At 64.0% G+C, this 24,405-nt stretch carries 19 protein-coding genes and 1 pseudogene; 5 read left to right on the top strand and 15 right to left on the bottom strand.

All coding sequences use genetic code 11. The annotated features are described in order from the left end of the window. Positions 1-594: 594 nt before the first annotated feature. Positions 595-1,551 carry a nucleoside hydrolase gene (locus tag JWS13_RS28430; RefSeq protein WP_241032358.1) on the top strand — a complete coding sequence of 319 codons (957 nt, stop codon included), beginning with the start codon at positions 595-597 and terminating at the stop codon, positions 1,549-1,551. A gap of 66 nt (positions 1,552-1,617) precedes the next feature. On the opposite strand, the pseudogene JWS13_RS28425 reads toward JWS13_RS28430, so the two are convergent. The 15 genes and pseudogenes from JWS13_RS28425 to tal form a co-directional block, all read right to left on the bottom strand. After that, positions 1,618-2,993, bottom strand: a pseudogene (locus tag JWS13_RS28425) (coenzyme F420-0:L-glutamate ligase). Continuing rightward, entirely contained in the window at positions 2,990-3,901 is a 912-nt protein-coding gene (gene cofC / locus JWS13_RS28420; protein WP_241032357.1) for a 2-phospho-L-lactate guanylyltransferase, read from the bottom strand. The pseudogene JWS13_RS28425 and the gene cofC overlap by 4 nt, the downstream one beginning before the upstream one ends. A 41-nt stretch (positions 3,902-3,942) precedes the next feature. After that, positions 3,943-4,749 carry a 6-phosphogluconolactonase gene (gene pgl / locus JWS13_RS28415; protein ID WP_206008758.1) on the bottom strand — a complete coding sequence of 269 codons (807 nt, stop codon included), beginning with the start codon at positions 4,747-4,749 and terminating at the stop codon, positions 3,943-3,945. After that, entirely contained in the window at positions 4,746-7,217 is a 2,472-nt protein-coding gene (gene cofH / locus JWS13_RS28410; RefSeq protein ID WP_206008757.1) for a 5-amino-6-(D-ribitylamino)uracil--L-tyrosine 4-hydroxyphenyl transferase CofH, read from the bottom strand. Before cofH ends, pgl begins: the two co-directional genes overlap by 4 nt. A 76-nt stretch (positions 7,218-7,293) precedes the next feature. After that, positions 7,294-8,271, bottom strand: coding sequence for a ribose-phosphate diphosphokinase (locus JWS13_RS28405; RefSeq protein ID WP_206011760.1), 978 nt, complete (start codon positions 8,269-8,271; stop codon positions 7,294-7,296). 149 nt (positions 8,272-8,420) lie between these two features. Continuing rightward, complete coding sequence (locus tag JWS13_RS28400) at positions 8,421-9,017, bottom strand: HAD family hydrolase (protein WP_241032355.1); 597 nt, start codon at positions 9,015-9,017, stop codon at positions 8,421-8,423. A 120-nt stretch (positions 9,018-9,137) separates the two neighbouring features. Beyond that, positions 9,138-10,595, bottom strand: coding sequence for a nicotinate phosphoribosyltransferase (locus JWS13_RS28395; RefSeq protein ID WP_206008755.1), 1,458 nt, complete (start codon positions 10,593-10,595; stop codon positions 9,138-9,140). Positions 10,596-11,427: 832 nt separating this feature from the next. After that, positions 11,428-11,817 (bottom strand): nuclear transport factor 2 family protein, encoded by a 390-nt coding sequence (locus JWS13_RS28390; protein WP_206008754.1) that lies wholly within the window; start codon positions 11,815-11,817, stop codon positions 11,428-11,430. A gap of 74 nt (positions 11,818-11,891) precedes the next feature. Then, positions 11,892-12,842: a PfkB family carbohydrate kinase gene (locus JWS13_RS28385; RefSeq protein WP_206008753.1), complete on the bottom strand. Its 951-nt coding sequence runs from the start codon at positions 12,840-12,842 to the stop codon at positions 11,892-11,894. Next, a complete protein-coding gene (locus tag JWS13_RS28380) occupies positions 12,839-13,870 on the bottom strand; it encodes a LacI family DNA-binding transcriptional regulator (protein WP_241032354.1) in 1,032 nt (343 codons plus the stop codon). Before JWS13_RS28380 ends, JWS13_RS28385 begins: the two co-directional genes overlap by 4 nt. 7 nt (positions 13,871-13,877) lie before the next feature. Beyond that, positions 13,878-14,690 (bottom strand): glutamine amidotransferase, encoded by an 813-nt coding sequence (locus tag JWS13_RS28375; RefSeq protein ID WP_206008752.1) that lies wholly within the window; start codon positions 14,688-14,690, stop codon positions 13,878-13,880. Between the two features lie 144 nt (positions 14,691-14,834). Then, positions 14,835-15,359 carry a pyridoxamine 5'-phosphate oxidase family protein gene (locus JWS13_RS28370; RefSeq protein ID WP_206008751.1) on the bottom strand — a complete coding sequence of 175 codons (525 nt, stop codon included), beginning with the start codon at positions 15,357-15,359 and terminating at the stop codon, positions 14,835-14,837. A 7-nt stretch (positions 15,360-15,366) separates the two neighbouring features. Beyond that, entirely contained in the window at positions 15,367-15,822 is a 456-nt protein-coding gene (locus JWS13_RS28365) for a hypothetical protein (RefSeq protein ID WP_005561314.1), read from the bottom strand. Between the two features lie 318 nt (positions 15,823-16,140). Then, positions 16,141-17,829, bottom strand: a complete 1,689-nt coding sequence (pgi, locus tag JWS13_RS28360) for a glucose-6-phosphate isomerase (protein ID WP_206008750.1) — start codon at positions 17,827-17,829, stop codon at positions 16,141-16,143. After that, complete coding sequence (gene tal / locus JWS13_RS28355) at positions 17,826-19,112, bottom strand: transaldolase (RefSeq protein ID WP_241032353.1); 1,287 nt, start codon at positions 19,110-19,112, stop codon at positions 17,826-17,828. The genes pgi and tal overlap by 4 nt, the downstream gene beginning before the upstream one ends. Before the next feature lie 283 nt (positions 19,113-19,395). On the opposite strand from tal, the gene JWS13_RS28350 reads away from it, so the two are divergent. The 4 genes from JWS13_RS28350 to glpX all read left to right on the top strand — a co-directional run bounded on the left by JWS13_RS28350 (position 19,396) and on the right by glpX (position 24,379). Continuing rightward, positions 19,396-20,862: an aldehyde dehydrogenase family protein gene (locus JWS13_RS28350; protein WP_206008749.1), complete on the top strand. Its 1,467-nt coding sequence runs from the start codon at positions 19,396-19,398 to the stop codon at positions 20,860-20,862. Positions 20,863-20,944: 82 nt separating this feature from the next. Next, positions 20,945-22,375: an aldehyde dehydrogenase family protein gene (locus JWS13_RS28345; RefSeq protein ID WP_206008748.1), complete on the top strand. Its 1,431-nt coding sequence runs from the start codon at positions 20,945-20,947 to the stop codon at positions 22,373-22,375. Between the two features lie 55 nt (positions 22,376-22,430). Continuing rightward, positions 22,431-23,381: a phosphogluconate dehydrogenase (NAD(+)-dependent, decarboxylating) gene (gnd, locus tag JWS13_RS28340; protein ID WP_259375295.1), complete on the top strand. Its 951-nt coding sequence runs from the start codon at positions 22,431-22,433 to the stop codon at positions 23,379-23,381. Beyond that, positions 23,378-24,379, top strand: coding sequence for a class II fructose-bisphosphatase (glpX, locus tag JWS13_RS28335; RefSeq protein ID WP_144288611.1), 1,002 nt, complete (start codon positions 23,378-23,380; stop codon positions 24,377-24,379). Before gnd ends, glpX begins: the two co-directional genes overlap by 4 nt. Positions 24,380-24,405 lie beyond the last annotated feature (26 nt).

Raw genomic sequence — 24,405 nt, 5'->3', positions numbered from 1 at the left:
CATCCCCCGCCCAGCGGCGGACGGGTCAGCGTGAGGCGGGCGCGCAGGTCATCGAGGACTCGCCGGACGGAGGGCTGGCAGTGGGCTCCAAAAGGGAAGGCATGTGGGGTAGTCACGGCGTGGTTCCCTACGAAGTGAGGCAAGGTGCCGTCAGCCCTGTTGGCTGCGACTCGACCACCTTGGCACCGGCCGGCGGTGAGCAGACTGTGTCGCTCGGTAGTAGGGGAATACGGCCCAGCTGTGAGCAAGCCAGTTCCCCGGCAGACCTGGGATCGACACAAGACAACTCCCGCAGCCGGACCCCACAAGATTTTGTCAGCACGTCTTGAAAGATCACGAATCCCGTCTGCGCGGCGACCGGACCGATCGCATTCCGGGCTCCAGCAATCTGAGCTTCTCGGATGCTTTGCGGCGCCTCGTGCAGTGGAAACGTTTATGTTACGCGCCGTACGATGCGTAACTTCGAGAGCAACGACATTTGGATCTCGTGCATAGGCGCCGATTAAGATTCTGCGGCAGAGCGCCGAACTATCTTGTATCGTTTCTATGCGGGTCGCATTCTGCCGGCCCCGAGAAGCCTGAGGAGAACCGACAGTGGCTGCGCCTGTGCGATTGATCATCGATACAGATCCAGGAATCGACGATGCGCTGGCGCTGGCGCTGGCGGTGACGAGCCCGGAGGTCGATCTGCTTGCCGTCACCACGGTCGCGGGAAACGCTCCGGTCGAGGAAGCGACCGACAACGCGCTGCGGCTGCTGCGCGCACTCGGGAGGGAAGACGTTCCGGTCGCGGCAGGCGCAACGCGCGCGCTCGTTCGCATCGGGATGCACAACCAGCCGTCACCGCACGGCGAGAACGGGCTGGGCGGCGTCGAACTTCCTGCGCCGACCCGATCGTTGTCCGAGGAACACGCCGTCGGACTCCTCGCGTCGGTGCTCCGTGAGGCCGCACCCCGGTCCGTGACGATCGCGGCGATCGGTCCGTTGACCAACATCGCCCTGCTCGTCGCCATGCACCCCGAGTTGATCGACCGGATCGACAAGCTGGTGATCATGGGAGGGAGCACCGGCCGGGGCAACATCACGCCGGTTGCGGAATTCAACATCTGGTCCGACCCCGAGGCAGCGCAACGTGTCTTCGCATGTTCACACCTCGAAACCTGGCTGCTGGGACTCGATGTCACGCGACGTTCGACCCTGGACGAGACAGCGCTCGCAATACTCGAGGCGCGGTCACATACCGGGTCACTCCTCGCAACGATGATCCGAGGCTACGGCGACATTCAGCCGGACGGCTGGCCCATGCACGACGCCTTGGTGATCGCAGCGATCGTCGACCCGGCGATCGTTCGATTGCAGACCGCGGTAGTCGAAGTAGAGACCGGTGTCGGTGTCGGTCGCGGACAGACGGTGTGCACGCTGTCAAGCTCCCTCACCGCGTCCGTAGGGAGTGCCGCGCCGGGTACCCGTCTGGCTGTCGATCTAGATGTCGGCCGATTCCGTGACCTCGTGCTCACCCGCGTTGCGGGTCTCGCTGTGGCACAAGCCTGACGAGGCCGAACGGCGGCGCAGCGGACACCGCAAAAGGCTGCCGTTAGGCAGTGCGTTAGTGCGAACTCACAATTCTACGAGCGCACCCGCGACATCTGCGGGCGGACGGAGATGCCGCGGTCGTGTGGGGTAGCCGATCGCCACGGCGCCGAGCGGCTTCCAGTTCGACGGCACACCCAATTCGGTGCGGACGATCTCCGGCGCAAAGATGGTGGATCCGATCCAACAACTGCCCACTTCCCTTGCGGCGAGGGAAACCAGGAGCCCTTGCACCGCCGCGCCGACGGCCACGGTGAACATCGTCGACTCAGCGCACCGACGGTGGGCGTCCGGGTAGTCGTGGGCGCCGTCCGGTACACAGAAGGGGACGATAACTTCCGGGGCGCCGAACAAAATGTCGCCGCGGGCGATCCGCCGCTCCAACTGTTCCGGGGGTAAGCCGTCGACGGTCAGATCGATCCGCCACTGCTCACGCATCGCGGCGAGGAGTCGCGTGCGTACCTCACGCGACCGCAGCCATACAAATCGCACGGGACGTGTGTGGTGCGGGGTTGGTGCCGTCAGGGATTCGGCGACCGCCTGCGTGATCAGCTCTGGGTGAACCGGCCTGCCGCTGAAAGCGCGGACCGAATGTCGCAGCAATTGAGCCTCACGGCGGCCCTGTGCCAGCGCCTCAGCGGTGCCGAGCCAGAACAAGTCCTCTTGACCGGAACGCAGTAGATCGGCTGCACCTGACCCGTCGTCGTATGATTTCAGTCCCCGAACTACAGCGACGGGGATTCCCGCCACCTTGCCTTTGACCAGATCGCGGCAGCCGCGAGTTCGTCGGCCACTGCTACCTCGGTTACCTCCAGCACGTTGCCCTGCGCGTCCCCGGTGCCGGCGTAGCCGTGGAGGACCGCGATCCCTGCGCTGCCGATCGCTGCGTCGGTTTGCCCCCGGCGCCACGCGCGGCCCATCGTGTCCGTGATGATCACCGCCACGCTGACACCGAGCAGTTGCTGCAACCCTGTTCGAATCGACTGCGCGCTCTCATCGGGGTTCGTTGGCAGTAGTGCTAATTCGTGTGTGAAGACGTTGGAGCCATCGATTCCCGAAGCGGCCTGCACGATCCCCAGACGGTTCTCGGTGATGACGGTTGGCCCCTTGCGGGCAACGACGCGAACGGCCTCCTGCTCGACCAGAAGCGCCCGGAACGCCTCACGATCCTGAGCTCCTGTTGGCGCATCGACGATTCGGCCCTCCGACTTGGATACAATCTTGCTCGTGATCACGACGATGTCGTTGTCAACCAACCAAGGCGCCTGATGCGCGATCTGTTCGGCAACGTCGTCGCCCGGCCGGAACTCCGGAAGACCTGTCACTGGAAGGACACGGAGTCCGCTGACAGAACCGTGGTCGGGGAGGTCCGGGTCTTCCGAAGCCTGAGGGGCCGACTTCATCGCTGGTTCTGCAATCGAGGAGTTCGGATAATCCGAGCCTCTTCGGCAAGTCGCAGCTTCGCCTGTTGCAGTAGTTCTTGCCGCTGACTCTCCGCGAGTTCAGGAGTCACGTTCGACGACAACAGTGTGGTCAATTGCTTGAAGTATGGGCACGGAGGCACGCCGAAGGTAATGAATATGTCATCAGCGGTTCCGCCACCGAAGGGCTGCCAGCGGCGGGCGAAGTCGATCATCGCGGCCTCGTGTTTGTCCAAGAATGCGAACTCGCGCGCCGATCCCAGAGTAGCCATACGTGCGCCGAGCCCCAATCCCCGGACCGTGCGCAGGTCGGAAGCGGTGTCCACGTCCGACCTCAGCGAAGGCCATTCACCCTTGAGAACTATGGCACCCGACGCCTGGTGAGCGAGCGCCGAATCGATGCCGAAGGCCGGGAAGAGCCCTTCGCCCGCCGCCGATAGCAGCAACGTGGTGCCCTGTCCATCCCGGTCGGCACAGAATGCACGCCTGCCGGCGGCAGCGGAGATGAATGAGGACAATTCGCGATGTCGAAGCGCCGGAAGATCTGCGGGCAACGCCCCTACCACTCGAGCCGGGCGTTCCCGCTCCAAGAGGGCCGCGCCGTGGTTCAATGCCGCGTTTACTCCCCCGGCTGGCTCGTTTCCCAGTACGCGTGCACCCAGGCGTTCGACGCTGCGGGCTACGACAGGGTCCGCGGTGACGACGAGCACCGAGTCGACCGCTCGTGCCCGCAGCGCAGCGCAGACTGTGTCCAGCACGATCGCCAAGACCAGCCTCTTGTGCGCGTTCATCTTTCCGGTACCGCCGTCGGCCGCGCCCCGGAGTCGTGTTTTCGCCTCGGAGAGTAACTTGACCGGAATTATCAGGTCGATTGGATGCGGGTTCGTCATTATAAGACTCGGATTCTCGGGTGTGTCTTTCACATCGTCAGTTAGCGCGCCGAGGCGCTGAGGTCTTCGCAGCTGGACAGCCGGCTCGCTGCGGCGGCGTCCAGGAACACCCGAGTCGCGCGCGAACCCAGCGCCCCCGCTGCCGGAAGTTGCTGAGGGGTCAACCCCTCCTCCATCAGTGTCGCGACTGCAGACGCCTTGGTTTCGCCGGTAGTCATCAGCCACACTTCGCGGGAGCGCGTGATCGCCGACAGAGTCAGCGAAATGCGGGTGCTCGGCGGCTTCGGGCAGTTGTACACCGCCACCACTTCACGTTGCTCGTCCAGCACTGCCGGTGAGTCCGGGAAGATCGACGCGACGTGACCTTCCTCGCCCATCCCGAGGAGGCAGATGTCGAACAGAGGTGTTCTGTCCAGGCGCCCGTACGCGCACAGTAGCGCCTGGTAGGCGTTTGCCACTGCGGTGGCGTCGTTGCCGAAGCCGCCGTCGGAGGGCGCCATGACGTGCACACGGCTCGGGTCCACGGGCAGGTGGTCCAGCAGGGCCTCGCGCGCCTGCTTCTCGTTACGGTCGGGGTGATGTCGGGCGACGAAGCGCTCGTCGCCCCAGAAGAAGTTCACTCGGTGCCAGTTGACGAAGTCACGCTTCGGGTCGGTGCGTAGTCGCTCGAGCACCGCTGTCCCGGTTCGTCCTCCGGTGAGCACCAACGATGCGTAGGCGCGCTCGTCCTGTGCCTGGGCAAGAGTCGAAAGCAACCTCGACGCGACCTCACCGGCGAGCTGCTCGTCGTTGTCGTAGATATAGGGGATCGGCTTCGAGAGAGTGGAAGCGCTTCTTGTTGTGGTCATCTGAGGATCACCTCTGGTGAGTGTGTGGGCGCACCGTGCAGGGCGAGCTGGTGGGTGGGAGGCGTCATGTAGTTGGTCGTGCGCTGTCGCAGGCGGCGGCCGATTCCCTGCACCACCGCGTCCAGGTCTGTCTCGTCGAGCTGCTGGCCGTGGGCTGCGCCGGCGGCGCGGCTGATGTTCTCGTCCATCAACGTCCCGCCGATGTCGTTCACTCCGGCCTGGAGCAGTTGGCGAACCCCGTCGAGTCCGAGCTTGACCCACGACGCCTGCACGTTGTCGATGAGCCCGTCGTAGACGATTCGCGCAATCGCGTGGACCAGCACTACTTCTCGCCAGGTCGGCCCGCGGCGTGCACCACGCTTGAGGTAGAGCGGAGCCGCCATGTGCACGAACGGAAGACCGACGAACTCGGTGAACCCGCCCGTCTCACGCTGGAGTTCTCGGGTGCGGAGGAAGTGCCGCGCCCAGTGCACGGGCTCCTCGACGGTTCCGAACATCATCGTCACGTTCGACGTCAGGCCCATCGAGTGGGCGACGCGGTGACATTCGAGCCACTCCTCGGTGTCGATCTTGTCCGGGCAGAGGATTGCCCGGACGTCGTCGTCGAGAATTTCGGCGGCGGTGCCCGGTAGCGACTTCAGTCCTGCGTCGACTAATCGCTGTAGGTATTTGTCGAGGGGCTCCCCGAGCCGTTTGGCTCCTTCGGTGACCTCGAGGGCAGTGAAGCCGTGCACGTGGATGTCGGGCGCTGCTTCCTTCGCCGCGCGGCAGACGTCGATGTAGTAGTCGCCGTCGAAGGACGGATGGATGCCGCCCTGCAGGCAGACCTCGGTACACCCGAGATCCCACGCCTCCCGAACACGGCCGGCGACTTCCTGCAGCGTCAGCAGATAGGGCTTGCCTCGCAGGTTCAGCGACAACGGCCCCTTGGAGAACCCACAGAAGGTGCACTTGAAGGTACAGACATTGGTGTAGTTGATGTTTCGGTTCCGCACGAATGTCACGTCGTCACCGACCGCCTTGGAGCGGAGGTGATCGGCGAACTCGCCGATCTCGGCGACCTCTCCCCCGCGAGCTCGGAACAACGTGACGATCTCGTCCACTCCCGGTTCCTGCCCTGAGGTGATTCCGTCGAGGACATCCGTGACGGGGCCGCCGACCCCTCGCGTGCGGCTCGGCACCAGATCGGTGGGCGCGAACTCCGATCCGGAGCTCCAGACGGTCGAGCGTCGACCGATCTGGACGACTTCCGCCCCGGTGCCGACGTTCTTCGCGTCGGCGTGGCTCTCGGGGAACATCGCACCTGGGTCGTCGCGGCCGAGCGACTCGGCATCCGACCGGTCCATGATCGCGAAGCGGAGACCGGGGTCGATCCAGTGGTCGGGGCGGCGTGCGAACTCGGGGTACACGGTGAGGCGGGGTGTGAGGAATTTGCCGTCACGTTCGGTCACCTCGCGGAGCCGGTCCAGCGAGGGCCACGGTCGTTCCGGGTTGACGTGGTCAACGGTCACCGGGGACACACCACCGAAGTCGTCGATCCCCGCATCGAGCAGCGCACCGACGTCTTCCGACAGGTTGGGGGGTGCCTGCAGGTGCACATCCGGCGGCAGGATCAACCGCGCCATCGCGATTGTGCGCAGGAAGTCGTCCTGCGGGCAGGCGGGTTCGTTGCGCATCACGGTGTCCGGTTTGGGCATGAAGTTCTGCACGATCACTTCTTGGACGTGCCCGTAACGTCTGTGCAGGTCAGCGATGGCGTGCAGCGCCCTGACCCGGTCCTGCGGGGACTCTCCGATGCCGACGAGGATCCCGGTGGTGAAGGGAATCGCGAGTTCGCCCGCGGCTTCCAGCGTGGCCAGCCGGCGTTCCGGTGTCTTGTCGGGCGCACCGCGGTGGGCCATCAGCGCTGGGTTCAACGACTCGATCATCATGCCCTGGCCGGGGCTGACCGTTCGCAGCAGCGACAGAGCATCCGGCGCGAGAGCTCCGGCGTTGGAGTGCGCCAGCAATCCCGTCTCCGCGGTCACGAGCCGGCACATGGCGGCCAGGTATTCGACGGTGGAGCCGTAACCCTGATCGGCCAGCCATTCGGCCGCGACGTCGTATCGGTCTTCGGGCTGTTCCCCCAGTGTGAACAGCGCCTCGTGACACCCTGCCTGAGCACCCTGCACCGCGATCGCGAGCACCTGATCGGGCGTGAGGTAAGGCGCCTCCGCGCGTGCGGGTGAGCGGGAGAACGTGCAGTAACCACACCCGTCGCGGCACAGTGAGGTCAACGGAATGAAGACCTTCGGTGAGTACGTCACCCTCGTGCCGAAGAGCGAGTCGCGTAACGCGGCTGCCCGTTCCATCAGCTCCGGGAGTGAAGGGGTGAGAACGGCCGCGTCATCGACGGGCTGTGCATCGAGGCCGTTCCTCGTGGTGCCGAGCTGGTGGATTGTTGACTTCGTACCTATATCGAGACTCATGGTGGGATGCTCTCTACGCCTCTACCGGTGTGACGAGAACCCCCGAGCGCGGCTCGGCGGCTCCCACTTCTATCGATCAGAACAACTGGTACTCACTGCCGAATACTTCGCTGACGGATCCGCCTCGGAAGACCTGGCTGATCGAGTCGGCGAGGACGCTGGCGCAGGACAGCACGCGCACGTTGGCCGGTGCCTGGGGCGACAGTGCGATCGTGTCGGTCACGACGATCTCTTCGAACGGCGATGCGGCGAGGTTGTCGTAGGCGTGGCCGCTGAACACTGGGTGGGTGGCTGCAGCGAACACCCTCGACGCTCCTGCCCTCATCACCATCTCCCCCGCAGCGCGGAGGGTGCCGGCGGTGTCGATCATGTCGTCGACGACGATCGCGGTCTTGCCCCGAACATCTCCGATCACGTGTCCTATCTCGGCGACCTGATGTCTCGGGCGTTCCTTGTCGAGAATCGCGAGATCGGCGCCGACGCACTTGGCGAAACTCTTGTTCAGTTTCACTCGGCCGGCGTCGGGTGCAACTACCACGAGATCTTCCATCTCGAGATCGATAAAGTATTGAGCGAGCAACCTCATTGCCGTCATGTGGTCCACCGGGATCTTGAACATGCCCTGGAGCTGGCCGGCATGCAGATCCATCGTCAGGAGACGGTCTGCTCCGGCCGATTCGAGCATTCGGGCGACCATCCGCGCGGAAATCGGCTCACGCGGGGCGCTCTGCTTGTCCTGCCTCGAGTACCCATACCACGGAGTCACGGCGATGACGCGGTGTGCACTGGCCGCGACCGCGGCGTCGATCATCACCATCAGCTCCATCAACGCGTCATTGGTGGTGACTCCGGTCTCGGGATTGGTACATGTCGGCTGAACGATGAAGACGTCGGCGTCGCGGATCGATTCTTCGAATCGGCAATACACCTCACCGTTCGAGAAGGTCTTCAGCACAACCGGACTCAGACCCACGTCCAGATCGGCGCCGATCGCCTTCGCGATGTCGGGATTAGCTCGACCGGAAAACAGTTTCAACCGCTTGCCGTAATTCATCGGCATGCTCGTGGCGGTACCCGCGGACGTAGCGCTGTCCGCACCACTACGTGTCGGGATGCTTCTCAAGGCGGCCACCGTTCATGGACCTCACTGTCGTATTGGTGGAAGGTAGTACTGGTGCGCCTGTCTTCGACGAGCGGCGGCGGTCAGAGCAGTCCGCGGCCGAGGACGTATGCACCGCGGAGATCTGACCCCTCGTACTCGATCGTCGCAAGCTCACGGACCCGCGCGCTCGCATTGACGGCCACCGTATTCGGAAGCTTGCCGAACAGCGGGATGTCGGACGTGGAGTCGCCGTAAGCAACGCAGTCCCCTTCGGCGAGCCCGTACTCCGCAAGTAATTTGCTGACAATCGCGACCTTGTCTTCGGCACTGAGGAGGCACTCAGGGCCGACCTCGCTCCTCAAGGCCACCTGCGCGCCGAACGCCGAATCAGCGCCCAAACCGGTCAGGCGTTCTACGAAGAACTGGGGTGACTGAGAGATGACGGTGCTGAATTCGCCACGGTTGCGGATGTCGGCGAAGACTTCGACTACACCGCCGATCCACGGGGAGGCGGTGAACGCCTCATCGATGTCTGCCTCGCTGAGTCCTTCCCATAGTGGGAGGCAGAGTTCCCAGAAACGCACATCGCTGATCTCCCCCTTGAGCCAGGATTGCTCGATGAGCTCGCCTGCAGCGAGTTCTCCGACCGCTCTCGAGATCTCGATCGAAGCAGTGGACTGGAGGAGTGTGCCGTCCATGTCGAAGACGTGCAGCTTAGTCATCGTGCTGTGAACCTAACTGTGTGTGGAACGAGTTACAAGCCTGCCCGGGGAGGCCGGCGACCAGGACGCGGTAACCACGCCGGTCGCCGGCAGCTCTCAGGACAGCGCGAGTTCGGCGTCGTTGTGCAGGGGTGCGATGGCGTCGGAGTAATAGCTCGCCGGCACCTCTTGCTCACTACGCTCGATCAGCTCGGTGAAGTCCCATTTCCGCAGCAACTTGCCGTTTCGGAACACCGGCTGCAGGATGTTCTCCTCCTGCGAGATCGACTCCCGCGGCACCGTCTGATATTCACCCTGCGACAGTCGCAATCCGAGTCGGCCGCGCTTGGACGCCTTCATCGCATCCCCGGTCGGCGCCTTCGCAATGCCCCGCCACTCACCGTTGACACACACCGCGGACGCCTTCTGCCCGAAGTTCATCGTGTCCCGGTTGCAGTGCTGCAACAGGCCCCCACCCATCCCGAAGATCGCGTTCTCCGCCGAGAAACCGCGGCGTTCGAGTTCGGCATACACCAGCGGGAGACTGACACGGTTCACCCCGTCACCCTGGACGACCCGCACATAGTCGGGTAGCACCTTGAAACCCTTGCTGTTGGTGGTGAACCCGAAACTGTCCATCAACCACTCGGTCGTATCCGCGGTCACCTGCACCACATCACCCGAGTCGGGACGTACCCCGACCAATCCGGGAAAGTTCCGGACCACGTCGGCAAGCTCGCGTCCGATGATGTTCTTGACCGCGTTCTCATGGTCGTACGTATCAGTCAGCAGCAACGCCACCCCACTCTGCGCGTGCACCTCGAGCATGTTGCGCATCGCCGCGGCCTCGTTTTCCCGGCCCCACGCACAGAAGCTCGCATGCTCGGAGTTCGGGCCTGAATTCGACGGCGACACCGCGTTGTAATACTCTTTCGCCGCGAGAATACCTGGCACAGTGTCACTCTGGTCGAAGTTGACCAGATGCGCCAATCCGCCGAGCGCGGCCGACTGCTGCGAACTTACCCCGCGGGCACCGTAGTCGTGCAGACAGTGCCGCAGAACTTCCGGATGATCGGAGGTCCGGCCCAACGCCTCCTTGATGACCTGCTTCGCCAACCAGCTGATGGTGCCAACCGTGGTCGGGTACCACACACCCCGCAGCAGGGCAGTCTCGAAGAAACTCGTCACCCAGAAGTACTTTGGGTCGGTGTTGATGATCTGCACGAGCACGTTGCGGGTCGGCATCACCAAGCCCTCGGGCACCGCCTCGATCTCCACCGGCAAGTACCCACCGTGGTCGTTGAGGATCCCGAGCCAATTCTCCCGATTGAAGTGCATCCCCTGTTCACGGCTGATGCACTCCGCCTGATCGATGTCCTCGAGCGTGATCGGGTGCAGCAGGTATTCCCTGATGAAGGCCTGCAGCCCCACGAACATCGTCACCGGGAATTCCCCGCCCCGAGACTCGATGTAACTGGACACATACTCCGTCCCCGCCGGATACAACGGGTAATGGCAATGCTTGTAACTGTCGGTGTTGATGATGATGTTGTCGTAACTCCGGCCCAGTGCCATCGCAATTTCGCCTTTTCTCGTGGTGGGTGATCGTTGCTACTTCTCTGTTGTCTGGATTTTCCAACTCCAGGAGAGTTGCCGCGAATGCGGTCGAACCTTCGCCTTCGAGGTGCTGCGTCGGATTCAGTACTAGATCCTGTACGACGTTGGTTACCAACATGTTTCGGACCATTACGTCTAGCGAGCAGGGACCCGTCATACGGGCGACACGCAGCGGGTACGCCGTCTCAGTGCGCTGCATCACACCTACTATTAACGTTTATAGTCTCGCAGTCAAGAGGTTCGCGGAGAACAATTCTCCGCTCGCATCCTTTGCTCAGGAATCCGGCTCGCGGAGCCTTCTAGGCTGGTCAATCCCCGTCAACTACCGGCACGTCCATATCCCGCTTCCGTGCTCGGCCTACGGGCACCGCCGAACCCAAAGACCCGATAGAAATGCCAGAAATTAGAAACGGTTCTACTCCTGGTCACGGATGCCTGAGCTACCGGCAAACACCCTGCCGACCGGCCGCGTGACAAATCGAACCAGGCAATGAAACATATACCTGGACAGACGAATGCGGTCATTCACACCTGTGAATGACCGCATTTTCGCAGCCGAAGCCGAGGGGATCGTGGGGCCGAACGCCGGCACGGCGACGCGACCGGTCGGTGCCGACTCGACGAAGCGACCATGCGATTCTCCCGCTTGTTTGCGGGACGGTCGCCCTATCTACCCCAATCCCGGGGCTGCTTGTCTGCGCTCCGAAACTTGCCGTTGGCGTCAGAGTGATCACGTTGCGGTATCCGACCCGCAACCCCACAACATTCGGTTAGGTCTTATGCACCCCTTCTAGGAAGCACTAACGGGAGTGGAATTCTTGCGGTAGGTGTCCTTACGCCTGATGCGGTCGCCTTCGAACTCGAACACGTCGCAGGCAAGTGTTTGCAGAACGGTCCCGTCCTCCCGCCTCTGGGTGGTAGTCCACCGGGTTACCGCAAAATTCATACTTACAAGCGGCTTCTCCATCACGGTTTCAGTCGCCGAACCGCTTGGTCGAAGATACATTTCGAATCCGCGACGAACATCGGTACGGCCTTCGAACCGGACTCCCGGATCGGGGCCGACCGAAGAGTGGAAGGTGCAATTGTCGGTCATCAGGTTCATCAGTGCGTCGACATCCTTGGTGTTCCAGGCGTAGATGAACTGGTCGATCAACGTTGCACGGTCGTCAATAGTCATGGTTGCTCCATATGCTCCGGTTCGGGAAGCCTCCGGTTGCGCCGATGATCGCCGCGCAGGGGCCTCGAAGGGGGTTACGCCCGGCTGCCGGCCTCGATGTCCGTGGCGCGAGGCATCCCTGCGCGGGCCCCGACGTGGGCAACAGACAGCGCGGCGGCAACATTCGCGGCTCGGGCAGCGTCGTCGAGTTCGTCTCCGCCTGCTAGCCGGGTGATTAGAACGCCATTGAAGGTATCGCCTGCGCCGGTGGTATCGCGTGCGACGGTCGGCCGTGGCCGAACGTGGTCGATGTTCCCGTCAGGCCGGAGTACCAGGGCACCGTCATCTCCCAGAGTGACCACGACCGGCGCTCCGGTGCGTGCCATGATCGCGGCGGCAGCCTCGCGGGCATCGGTGTGCTCGTCACCCAGCATCTTGGCGAGTTCGACACACTCACCCGCATTGGGCGTCAGGATCGGCCCGTACCCGAGGAGATCGGCAACCCCGGGAATGGGAGGGGCCGGATTCAGGACACAGCGTGCACCCGCCGAAGCGGCAGCGACCACTGCGGCCTCCACCGCGGCATCGGGTATTTCCGTGCTGACCAGCACTGAATCCGAGGGTCTCAGGACGGAAGCGAGGGCCCGCGTCACGTATGCGGCGCTCAGAGCTGCATTGGCTCCCGCACCGACTGCGATCTGGTTTTCGGCGCGGGGGTCGACGACGATCAACGCGACCCCGGTGGCTTCGTGCTCGAGAACGGTGACACCGTCTACCCAGATGCCTTCAGCGGTCAGTTCATCGAGCGCCTGGGTGCCGTTGGCGTCCGCTCCTACCGCCCCGACGAGGTGCACTTCCGCGCCTGCTCGCGCGGCCGCGACCGCGGCGTTGGCGCCTTTGCCGCCGCCATACCGTTCGACGCGGGTTCCTACGACGGTCTCACCCGGACCGGGCAGTCTCTCAGCGGCGACGACCAGGTCGACGTTGATCGCTCCGACGACGATCACTCGCCCCCGGCTGGTACCCGCGTTCAGCGACGTACTCATGAGCTACCTAAGGGTGTGGCCACGGAATCTCTTATCTGTAGCAGGGCCGGGAATGGCTCGGGAGCGGGCACGTCGACCTTGTCGTCGATGAGTTCGAACAGCAGGTTTGCCGCTCGTTCCCCCATGTCCCGAGCCGGTTGGCGGACGGTGGTCAATCTCGGCGTGAGGAGCGAGACCAGCGGTAGGTCGTCGAAGCCGACGACGCTGAGCTCTTCGGGCACGCTGATACCCTCGGATCGGCAGTACTCGAGCACTCCGATGGCCATCAAGTCGTTCGCGCACAACAACGCTGTCGGGCGCTCCGCCGGTGGCCCGGACAATGCCTTCGCCGCGAGTTCCGTACCTGACTCCTGCCGGTAGCTTCCCCCGAAGACCGGAACGGCATCGGGTTCGATTCCTGCAGCTGCCAACGCTTCCCGATATCCGGCGAGTCGTTGCTGCGACGTCCACAGACCCTCGGGACCGCCGATGACGGCGATCTTGCGATGGCCTGCTTCGAGCACATGTTGAGCGACTTGCCGGGCGCCGCGACGGTTGTCCGACACGATGGCTGGCAGGTCGAATCCGGGGACCTGCTCGTCGACCAGAACGATCGGTCCGAGTCGCATGAGTTCGAGGAGCGACGTAGGCGACGTCGACGCCCCCGACAGATAGATGATCCCATTCAGCCTCTGGCTTCGGAGCAGCCGCCCGTTGAGCGACTCTCCTCCGTCGGTGGCTTCAGGGGCGCACAACACGACGAGCACTCCACGAGCAGCTGCGGCCTGTTCGACGCCTTCCACGAGGAGTGCGAAGAACTGATTCGACAGTTCGGGGACCACGAGTCCGATCGTGGGCGCCGAACGTCTCTTCAACCCCCGCGCAGCCTCGTTGGGTGCGTAGTTGAGGACCCGCACAGCGTCGAGGACGCGGGCTCGGCGTGCGGGCGCAACCGATCCACTGTCGTTCAAGACGTAGCTGACCGTGCTCACGGACACACCCGCGTGCCGGGCCACGTCTTTCATCGTCGGGGGCTGACCATTGCTCATAAAATTCTCAATCTACCGCAGCAATTGCGTGCACCGGCGACGGAAGGCGCGTGTCGCGGCCCGCAGCCCAGTTCACGATCGACGTCCACAGCGCCTGATAATGCTGCCACTGCACGAATTCCGGTGGCGCCCAATGGGGAGCCAAATCGGACGCGAAGGCCACCGTGCGGCCGACGCCGGCGGTTCCGACGACCAGCAGCGGGTCTTCGCCGAAGCGCGCGACAACCGTCGCGTCGGACTTGGCGGTGACCCGGTTGTAGCCGAGAAGCATCGGCCATTCCGCGGGGGTCCCGCCGAGGATCTCGTGATTGGGCTCGTCGAATGTGGCGTCGAGCCCTTCGGGAACTTCGATACGGTCGTCGTAGTCGAGCATGGTGACCGGAAGTACTGGTGCAAGCGGACTCATCCCGTAGCGGGCTTTGCCGTCGATGCCCGCGAACGACATGTAGCCGCCCACCATGATCAGGCCTCCGCCGGCTTCGGTGAAGTCCGCGAGCAGCGACAAACGGTTGACGCTGCGTTCGGATCGCAGAAACGTCTCGTCGGCCAGCAGGAAGGAGTTCGCTCCGATGTCGCTGAGGACCACGACGTCGAACTGCTGCAACTCTTCGAGCGTCTTCGGGAACTGCCCTGATATTTCGTGGGCGCGCATGTATGTCACGTCGATGCCGGATGCCTCCAGCGAGTCCAGGAAGACACCGCCGCCTTCCTCGTACTCGACGGTGCGGAATTCGTCGAAGCCCTTGATGTGCACTGTGTGTTTGATCCATGATTCGCCGACCACGAGCACCCGGGTGGCGCCGTCCTTAGTCGAAGTCATACCTACTCCAAATTTCAAAGAATGTGTGTGTGCAACTCGAGCCGTCGCCCGCGGTCGTCCTTGTCGGGAAACAGGCGGACCGGCGTCTCCGTCAGCGACGAGGCGATGCCGGTCCGCCGTGATCTGCGGCGATGACCGGATCGGTCAGCGCGTGGGCAGCGGCCGGTCTCCCACAAAGTCCGGCAGCACACGAGCTTCCGGAACCTGCGGCATCGTCGTCTCACGTGAATCCCAGCCGATCATCTTGTCCGGCACCAGTTCCAGGTAGCGGCGGTCGGCGAAGTCACCGAACTCGAAGTACTGCTCGGCGTAGGGGTGACCCGTGCCGAAGTACTTCTCGAAGACTTTGTCCTGGAGCTTCTTCACGAGAACCTCGTCTGTGGCTTCGACCAGCGTTCCCAGGATGCGCACACCACTGACGGTGGCGTACTCGTCGCCCGAATCGACCAGCGCGGCGATATTCCGGCCCTCCTGCGAGTTCGCACCGTGGCGGCTGCCGGCGTCGATCGGGAGGAAGATCCTCTTGTCGTCGACGACGAACCACAGGGGAGTCAGGTAGATGCTCCCGTCGGCATTCACACTCGCTACACGGATGCTCTTGGCCCTGTCGAGGTAACCCCACCTCTTGTCGCCCCGCAGGGGGGCGGTCTGGCTTGCGGTCACGGCCATTGCTCTCTCACTTCCTCAGTTCTTGGAGGGTCTTGTGGTAATCCGGCACCTCGACGAGTCCCACGCGGGGAGACGGGCCGCTGGTCCAGAAAAAGACGGTCCGCACACCGGTGTTCTCGAGGGTGTAGGTGTATCCGGCCGGGAGGTAGATATGCTCTCCCGGGCCGGCTTCGAGTACGACCTCTCGGTCATTCGCATCCTTGACCCGCAGCTTGATGTGCCCCTCGAGGCAGTAGTGCGTCTCGTCGAAGTTGGGCTGCTCCCAGTTGTAGGGGGCGTGGTCGGGTTCCTGGTAGCAGTAGCCCTGGCGGAAGTAGCGTGCGTCGTCGCGCTCCCGCGACAGGAAGATCGCGGTGTCGATGCCGGTGTTGAATTGCAAACGCGGCATGCTGCTGATCTCGCCTTCGGTGATCACCCGCGGGTAACGTCGCGCGTTCGGCGCTGACGGATCGAAGTCGGCCATCCGGGTCTTCCCTTCATTTGGAGTCGGTCCGGAAGCATCCACGACGGTGGCCGGGCAGCCTGAGCGCAGTGGACTCGTGCTGGATCTGCGGGTGATTCCCGTGACGACCACCGCGATTGCTATCCGGTGTGAATCGTTTCCACTTTGGAGATCTAATCTGGCATTCGACCTGTAGTAATGCCGACTGGATTCGTTTCTAATCTACAAGAGCAGTTGTGGAGCGTCAAGCGTTCTGGAGGATTCTCGCGTGCCTGTCGCCGACGCCGCCCCACGCCCGGGACCTGCACACCGCACAGTGGCGTGGCCCGTCCTTCTTGCTCAGCGCACGGCGGCACCGTCTCGGTCTCCGCCGGGCCGCGGCCGCACCCGCCGGGCCGCGGCCGTCCGGTACATCGAGACCAGGGAGTTCGTCGATTCATCGTGACCGGGCGCGGGCGGCTCGTCCTGAGAGAGCTCGTCGAAGATGCGGTGGGCGAGCACTTTCCCCAGCTCCACACCCCATTGATCGAACGAGTTGATTCCCCACAGAACCCCCTGGGTGAACACCTTGTGTTCGTACAGCGCCACCAGCTGACCGAGCACGAACGGGTTCAATCTGCCTGCCAGCAGCGTGTTCGTCGGTCGGTCCCCCGCGAAACTTCGGTGCGGGACCAGGTCGGCCCGCACCCCGGCAGCCGCCACCTCCTCCTCGCTGCGACCGAAGGCGAGTGCCTCGGTCTGAGCGAAGAAGTTCGCCATCAACAGATCGTGGTGCTCGTCAGGACCGTCGACGGGACGAAGAAAGCCGATGAAGTCGCAGGGGACCAGGTGGGTCCCTTGATGCAGCAGCTGATAGAAGGCGTGCTGGCCGTTCGTGCCGGGTTCGCCCCACACGACCGGGCCGGTACGGACCCGGACCAGCCGTCCCTCGGTGTCCACTGATTTGCCGTTGCTCTCCATGTCGAGCTGCTGCAGGTACGCCGGAAAGCGTGCGAGGTACGTGCTGTACGGGAGGATGGCATGGGTCTGAGCGTCGTGAAAATTGTTGTACCAGAGTCCGATCAGTGCGAGGAGCACGGGCATGTTGTGGGCGAGCGGCGCCTCGCGGAAGTGGGTGTCCATCGCACGGAAGCCGTCGGTCATCGAGGCGAAGTTCTCGGGCCCGATCGCGATCATCAACGACAGTCCGACCGCCGACTCGACGGAGTACCTACCGCCGACCCAGTCCCAGAAACCGAACATGTTCTCGGTCTCGATCCCGAAGTGACGCACCTGTTTCGCATTGGTGGAGACGGCGACGAAGTGTCTGCGAACCGCATCCTCGTTGCCGAGTGCGTCCACCAGAAGCCGGCGTGCGGTGCGCGCATTGGTCAGTGTCTCGACAGTGGTGAACGTCTTCGAGACGACGACGTACAGGGTTTCGCTCTGATCGAGACCTCGGAGCGCCGACACGATGTCCGAGCCGTCGACATTGGAGACGAACCGGACGTTCAGTCCCGGATCCGAGTAGGCCGACAGCGCCTCGGCGGCCATCACGGGACCGAGATCCGACCCGCCGATCCCGATATTCACCACGTTCTTGATGGCTTTGCCTGTGTATCCCAGCCACGCTCCCGACCGGATCCGGGTTGCGAAGGCCCCCATCTCGTCGAGTACGTGGTGCACCCTTGGGACGACATTCTCTCCGTCGATCACCATTCGCTGATCGCGCGCGGCGCGCAGTGCGACGTGTGCCGCGGCGCGATCTTCGGTCGTATTGATTCGCTCCCCCTCGAACATCGCCTCGATCCGCCGGTGCACCCCGGTGGCGTAGGCGAGGTCGACCAACGCGCCCATCACCTCGGCGTCGATGAGGTTCTTCGAGTAGTCCAATAGCAGTCCGTCGACGCCGAGGGTGAACTCGGAAGCACGACCCGGATTTTCGGCGAACAGTCGGCGAAGCGATACTCCGTCGAGGCGTGCTCGGTGTTCCGCGAGCGCGGCCCACTGCGGCCGCTGATCGACCGGGGTCTGAAGGAGTTCCATCATCGCCTCACACTTCTCGAGTCTGGACCGCCGATACGGGGAACGGCGGCGGTATCTGTGCTGGGGTTATGAAATCGGTCGACCCGCGCGCGGGCGTCGTCGAGAAGCAGCGCGACGGTCGAGGTGAGTTCGTTCCAGGCGACCTCGAACTTCTGCAGTCCCTCCACTTCGAGCACACGGACGACGTCGTCGTAATCGACTCCGGCGAGTGCGAGCCTCTCGAGGACCGTGCGCGAGGTGTCATATGTTCCGGAGATGCTGTCGCCGTCCACGACGCCATGATCGGCCACGGCGTGCAGCGTCTCCTCCGGCATCGTGTTCACCGTTCGGGCGGCGATCAACTCGGTGACGTACCGGGTGTCGAAGTACGCGGGGTCCTTCACGCCGGTGGAGGCCCACAAGAGACGCTGAGGGTGGGCGCCGCCGGCCTCGAGCGCGCGCCATCGAGGAATGCGCAGCATCGTCTCGAACTTCTCGTAGGCGAGCCTGGCGTTTGCTGTCGCCGCCGTCCCGCGCAGGTAGTCGCGAGCGTCCTCGCCGAGGCGCCGGTCTACTTCTGCGTCCACTCGGGAGATGAAAAATGATGCCACAGATTGGATGCCGGCCAGGTCGTGACCGTTCGCCCGGGCCTGCTCGAGACCGGCCATGAACGCGTCCTGGACGGCTTCGTAACGTTCGAGAGAGAAGATCAGCGTCACGTTGACGCCGATGCCGGCCGCGAGCGTCTGCGTAATGGCGGGAAGGCACTCGGCCGTCGCCGGAATTTTGATCAGGACGTTGCGGCGACCGATCAGCCGAAAGAGGTCGCGGGCCTCGGCGACGGTGCCCGGCACGTTGCGCGACAGGTACGGGTCCACCTCGATCGAGACATAGCCGTCGGCGCCGCCGGATCGTTCGTACGTCTCCCGCAGAATCTCGCAGGCCCAGCGAACATCGGTGGTGGTCAACGCTCGTACAGCCTCGGCGGCATCCGCCCCTGCGATCGCCAGGTCACGGATCTGCTCACCGTAGGCAGCCTCGCCCGACCGCAGGGCGTTCTCGAAGATCGACGGGTTGGTGGTCACGCCGCACACGGGCCAGTTCTGCACGAGTGCGGCGAGGCTCCCTGACGCCAGGCGGTGACGAGACAAATCGTCGAGCCACACTGCTACGCCGGCGGCGGACAGCCGCTGGAGCGGGCCGGACGCGGCCGGGGATTGCGAGGAGTTGCGCTCCTCCCCCGCCGGCCCTTCGTTGGTGTCGAGGTACTCGTGGGGGCGAACAGTGCGCCCTCGATCGTTTCTCATTCGAAGTCTCCTTGACCGTTCCGGCGTAGCCACTTATTGTCATGTAAACGTTTCTATTCGGGAGGTCATCCCATCACATGCCGAATGCCCTTGACAACCTCATCACCCACGATTCCCCCAGGACCTCGATCGGCCTGATCGCCGCGATGACGCTCCGGCTCGGACACCCCCGCGAGCCGGCCGGACGCACCACACTCACTCTGATGCCTTCACACTCCATCAACGCAGGTGAAAGACCTGCAATCCCCCGTTCGACTCCCTCCATGCCCCAGGTCAGGTGACCATGTCCAACACCCCCGCGTCTGCAACCCTCCTCGAGGACGCCGCGACACTGTTCATCGATGGCGAGTGGTGCACCTCGGAACAGACATATAATCGATTCGAACCTTATGAGACAGGTCATTTGTCGGGCATCTTCGCGTCGGCGACGCCCGCTCACGTCCGCCGCGCCTACGACGCGGCTGAGAAGGCCCAGCCGGGTTGGGCCGCCATACCTGCCGTCCAACGCGCCGACGTCCTGCGCCGAGCAGCCGACCTGCTCGAGGCCAGGGTCGAGACAGCCGCTCGGCGGCTCACCGCCGACATGGGCAAGGCCATCCGCGACGCCCGCGGCGAGGTGCTGCGCAGCGCTGCGATCCTGCGCTACTACGCCGGCGATCTGCTGCAGCCTTCGGGCGAGACCTACCCGAGCGCAGACCCCGAGACCGTTCTGCTCACCGTCGAGCAACCCCTCGGGATCGTCTGCGCCATCACGCCGTGGAACTTTCCGTTCGCGATTCCGACGTGGAAAATCGCTCCCGCAGTCGCATTCGGCAACTCCGTGGTGTGGAAGCCGGCCGAAGGGGCCTCAGGCAGCGCGGTATTGCTCACCGAGATTTTCGCCGAGGCGGGTTTGCCGACCGGTGTGCTCAATCTGATCACCGGTAAGGGCCGTTCCCTGTCCGGTTCGTTGACCGGGGACAACCGCTTGGCGGCGTTGACCTTCACCGGATCCAACGGTGTCGGTGTTCGCCTCCGGGAGGCGGTCGCAGACCGTAACGTCAAGGTGCAACTCGAACTCGGCGGCAAGAACCCCGCCATCGTGCTGGCGGACGCCGAACTCGAGGATGCGGCCGTGCAGGTCGTTCGCGGAGCCATGCTGGCGGCCGGACAGCGGTGCACGGCCACCAGTCGCGTCTACGTTCAGCGCCAGGTGGCAACGGAATTCCGCGAACTGCTGCTGGCCCAGGTGAACCGACTGGTGGTGGGCAACCCGTACGACGAGGCCACCGATATCGGGCCGATGTCCTCACCGGAGCAACGCGACACCGTCGTCGAGTACCTTCGGCTCGCGCACGAGGAGGGTGCGGACATCCTTCTCGGCGGCAAGGCAGACGGTGAGGGTTGCTTCCTCGAACCGACGGTGCTGACCGGTGTGGCCCCGTCCAGCCGACTCGTGCGGGAGGAAATCTTCGGCCCGGTGCTCGTCCTGACCGAGGTCGAGGATTTCGACGAAGCGCTGGCCGCGGCGAACGACACCGTGTTCGGCCTGTCGGCCTCGCTGTTCACATCGAACATCTCCAAAGCCATGCAGTTCGTGCGCCGGATCAATTCCGGCCTGGTGCATGTCAATCGGGAGACGGCGAGTGTGGAGCCACACGTCCCGTTCGGCGGAGTCAAGGCCTCGAGCAGCATGAATCGCGAGCAGGGAAAGGCTGCCCGCACGTTCTTCACAACCACCAAAACGGTCTATCTCAGATCGCCGAACTGACGGGGGCGATCGCACATTTTCGAGATCAATCGCTTGGCCCCAGCACTTTTCAGCACCACCAACGCTTCGACGGAGGAAAATAATGGACCACACTCAGAAGTTCTACATCGGCGGCGCCTGGGTAGGCCCGATCGGCTCGAAGACGCTCGAGGTGATCAACCCGGCGACGGAGAAGCCGATCGCCACCATCGCGATGGGCAACGAACAGGACGTTGACCTCGCAGTCACCGCCGCACGCACGGCGTTCGACAGCTTCGCGTCGACCACCCCGGCCGAGCGCATCGCCCTGCTGGAGAAGATCATCGAGGTGTACAAGCGGCGTATGAAGGACCTCGCGGCCGCCGTCACCAGCGAGATGGGAGCGCCCACCGGCCTCGCGGAGGCCGCTCAGGCACCGGCAGGTCTCGGGCACTTCATGGCGACGCTCGACGCCCTCGAGAACTTCACGTTCGAGGAAAAGATCGACACCACGACCGTGGTGCGCGAGCCGGTCGGCGTCTGCGCCTTCATCACCCCATGGAACTGGCCGCTCAACCAGATCGTCGCCAAGGTGGCACCCGCCCTGGCAGCCGGATGCACGATGGTGCTCAAACCGTCGGAGATCGCGCCCCTCAACGCAATCATCTTCGCCGAGATCCTGGACGAAGCCGGTGTTCCCGCAGGCGTCTTCAACCTCGTCAACGGTGATGGCCTGACCGTGGGAACGGCACTGTCCGCGCACCCCGAAGTCGACATGGTCTCGTTCACCGGGTCGACGCGGGCCGGCATCGAGGTCGCCAAGAACGCGGCCCCGACGGTCAAGCGCGTCGCCCAGGAACTCGGCGGCAAGTCGGCGAACATCGTGCTCGACGACGCCGACTTCGAAGACGTCATCACTCGCGACGTCACCGGCATGGTGGTGAACTCGGGCCAGTCCTGCAACGCCGGATCCCGCATCCTCATCCCCACTGATCGCATGGACGAGGCTGTGGAGATCGCGAAGAAGGCCGCGGCCACCATCGTCGTCGGAGCTCCGGATGCGGAGGGCACGACCGTCGGTCCCGTGGTGTCGCAGGCACAGTTCGACAAGATCCAGGGACTCATCCAAAAGGGCATCGACGAGGGCGGCACGCTCGTCGTCGGTGGCACCGGCCGCCCGGACGGGCTGCAGGAGGGTTACTTCGTCAAGCCCACCGTCTTCGCCGACGTCACCAATGACATGACGATCGCGCAGGAGGAGATCTTCGGGCCTGTGATGATGTTCATCGGCTACGAAGACGAGGACGACGCGGTGCGCATCGCCAACGACACGCAATACGGGCTCGCCGGCATGGTGTCTTCCGGAAACCCCGAACGTGCTCGGAAGGTCGCTCGGCGGATGCGGACCGGAATGGTGCACCTCAACGGTGCCCCGCTGGCCGCCAATGCGCCGTTCGGTGGATACAAGCAGTCCGGCAACGGGCGTGAATTCGGCAAGTTCGGTTTGGAGGACTTCCTCGAGGTGAAGGCCATCTTCGGGGACAACCAGAACTGACACACCCACGGGGGGGCGAGCACGCGTGCCCACGGGGCTCGGCCTCCCCCACCGGTTGTGCTCTGTCGATTCGGAAAGGCTCCACGCTATGCAGATCGGGCTTATCGGGCTGGGAAAGATGGGCTTCAACATGTGCGAACGGCTCCGCCGTTCGGGCACCGAAGTTCTCGGTTACGACCCGCACGTCAACAGCTCCGACGTCTCGTCCATCGACGCGCTCGTCGAGGCACTTCCCCCACCGCGCATCGTCTGGGTGATGGTTCCGGCGGGTGTGCCGACGCAGGAGACGATCACGCACCTGTCACAGGCGCTTTCTCCGGGCGACCTCGTCATCGAAGGAGGCAACTCCCGCTTCAGCGAGGACATCCACCACGCGAAGGCGCTCGACGCGCGAGGGATCGGGTACATCGACTGCGGTGTGTCCGGTGGAATCTGGGGTCTCGAGAACGGCTACGCGTTGATGGTGGGCGGATCCGAGGAACACGTCGACAGGGCGATGCCGCTCTTCGACGCCCTCCGCCCGGAAGGCCCGCGTGGCGAAGGATTTGTACACGCGGGACCCATTGGAGCAGGCCACTATTCAAAAATGGTGCACAACGGAATCGAGTACGGCCTCATGCAGGCGTACGCTGAGGGCTTCGAGCTGCTCGAGGCCACGGAACTCGTCGAGAACGTCCCGGCAGTGATCGAGGCCTGGAGCCGTGGCACCGTGGTGCGATCGTGGCTCCTCGACCTCCTCGTGCGCGCCCTCAAAGACGATCCCGAGCTGTCCGGGATCTCCGGCTGGACCCAAGACTCCGGAGAAGGCCGGTGGACCGTCGAAGAGGCCATCCGCAATGCCGTTCCGGTACCGGTCATCTCGGCTGCACTTTTCGCCCGGTTCGCCAGCAGGCAAGAGACCTCACCGTCGATGAAAGCGATCTCCGCCCTGCGGAATCAGTTCGGTGGACACTCCACGAGCAGGGCAGACGCTGCACTCGATCAGGTGAAGGCAGCGGCCCGATGACAGTGAGCCGCCGGGAGAAGCCGGACCGCAATCTCGCCCTCGAACTGGTCCGTGTAACGGAAGCAGCCGCGATGGCCGCTGGACGCTGGGTGGGACGGGGCGACAAGATCGGCGGCGACGGCGCCGCAGTCGACGCAATCCGGCAGCTCATCAACTCCGTGACCATGCGCGGAGTCGTCGTGATCGGCGAGGGCGAGAAGGACAACGCCCCCATGCTCTACAACGGCGAGTGCGTCGGCACCGGTGACGGTCCCGAGTGCGATGTCGCGGTCGACCCGGTGGACGGCACGACGATGATGTCCAAGGGAATGTCCAATGCCATCGCCGTGCTCGCGGTATCCGAGCGCGGAACGATGTTCGATCCGTCCGCGGTGTTCTACATGGAGAAGATCGCAGTCGGTCCCGATGCCGCCGACGTCATCGACATCACCGCGCCGGTCCACGAGAACATCCGACGTGTGGCACGAGCGAAGAAGTCGTCGGTCTCGGACGTGACAGTGGCCGTACTCGACCGGCTCCGCCACGGCGACCTCATCAATACCGTGCGAGACGCCGGAGCCAGGGTCCAACTGCTGGCGGACGGAGACGTCGCCGGTGCCATCGCAGCCGCGGATCCACGTTCGGCACCGGACATGCTGCTGGGGATCGGCGGCACCCCCGAGGGCGTGATCGCAGCAGCGGCACTGCGATGCATGGGAGGCGCGATCCAGGGCCGGCTCGCCCCCACCAACGATGCCGAACGCCGGCGAGCGATCGACGCGGGCCACAACCTCGACCGGGTGCTTCATACAGAGGATCTCGTTTCCGGAGACAACGTGTTCTTCTGCGCGACGGGTGTCACCGACGGTGACCTGCTCCGCGGGGTGCGATACGCCGCCGGCGGAGCCACCACCCAGTCGATCGTCATGCGATCAAAGTCCGGCACGGTCCGGATGATCGACGGACGACACAGTCTGAACAAACTCCGTGAGTACTCCGCGGTGGACTTCCACGGCTGACGACCCACTTCGTACACACACAGAAA

Origin of the sequence: Rhodococcus pseudokoreensis (assembly GCF_017068395.1) — a bacterium.
GTDB lineage: Bacteria > Actinomycetota > Actinomycetes > Mycobacteriales > Mycobacteriaceae > Rhodococcus_F > Rhodococcus_F pseudokoreensis.
The sequence above is the reverse complement of the archived record's forward strand: the minus strand, read 5'-3'. Positions and strand labels throughout refer to the sequence as shown.

Excerpts from the sequence above, each read along its gene's own strand:
- JWS13_RS28385 (WP_206008753.1), bottom strand. The coding sequence starts at position 12,842 with ATGAGTACGTCGCTGAACGCGGGTACCAGCCGGGGGCGAGTGATCGTC.
- glpX (WP_144288611.1), top strand. The coding sequence starts at position 23,378 with ATGACAGTGAGCCGCCGGGAGAAGCCGGACCGCAATCTCGCCCTCGAA.
- pgl (WP_206008758.1), bottom strand. The coding sequence starts at position 4,749 with ATGACCACAACAAGAAGCGCTTCCACTCTCTCGAAGCCGATCCCCTAT.
- JWS13_RS28400 (WP_241032355.1), bottom strand. The coding sequence starts at position 9,017 with ATGGACGGCACACTCCTCCAGTCCACTGCTTCGATCGAGATCTCGAGA.
- JWS13_RS28405 (WP_206011760.1), bottom strand. The coding sequence starts at position 8,271 with ATGAATTACGGCAAGCGGTTGAAACTGTTTTCCGGTCGAGCTAATCCC.
- JWS13_RS28345 (WP_206008748.1), top strand. The coding sequence starts at position 20,945 with ATGGACCACACTCAGAAGTTCTACATCGGCGGCGCCTGGGTAGGCCCG.
- JWS13_RS28380 (WP_241032354.1), bottom strand. The coding sequence starts at position 13,870 with ATGAGCAATGGTCAGCCCCCGACGATGAAAGACGTGGCCCGGCACGCG.
- cofH (WP_206008757.1), bottom strand. The coding sequence starts at position 7,217 with ATGAGTCTCGATATAGGTACGAAGTCAACAATCCACCAGCTCGGCACC.
- JWS13_RS28370 (WP_206008751.1), bottom strand. The coding sequence starts at position 15,359 with ATGGCCGTGACCGCAAGCCAGACCGCCCCCCTGCGGGGCGACAAGAGG.
- JWS13_RS28365 (WP_005561314.1), bottom strand. The coding sequence starts at position 15,822 with ATGGCCGACTTCGATCCGTCAGCGCCGAACGCGCGACGTTACCCGCGG.
- JWS13_RS28375 (WP_206008752.1), bottom strand. The coding sequence starts at position 14,690 with ATGACTTCGACTAAGGACGGCGCCACCCGGGTGCTCGTGGTCGGCGAA.
- cofC (WP_241032357.1), bottom strand. The coding sequence starts at position 3,901 with ATGACGAACCCGCATCCAATCGACCTGATAATTCCGGTCAAGTTACTC.
- JWS13_RS28390 (WP_206008754.1), bottom strand. The coding sequence starts at position 11,817 with ATGACTATTGACGACCGTGCAACGTTGATCGACCAGTTCATCTACGCC.
- JWS13_RS28395 (WP_206008755.1), bottom strand. The coding sequence starts at position 10,595 with ATGGCACTGGGCCGGAGTTACGACAACATCATCATCAACACCGACAGT.
- tal (WP_241032353.1), bottom strand. The coding sequence starts at position 19,112 with ATGAGAAACGATCGAGGGCGCACTGTTCGCCCCCACGAGTACCTCGAC.
- JWS13_RS28350 (WP_206008749.1), top strand. The coding sequence starts at position 19,396 with ATGTCCAACACCCCCGCGTCTGCAACCCTCCTCGAGGACGCCGCGACA.
- pgi (WP_206008750.1), bottom strand. The coding sequence starts at position 17,829 with ATGATGGAACTCCTTCAGACCCCGGTCGATCAGCGGCCGCAGTGGGCC.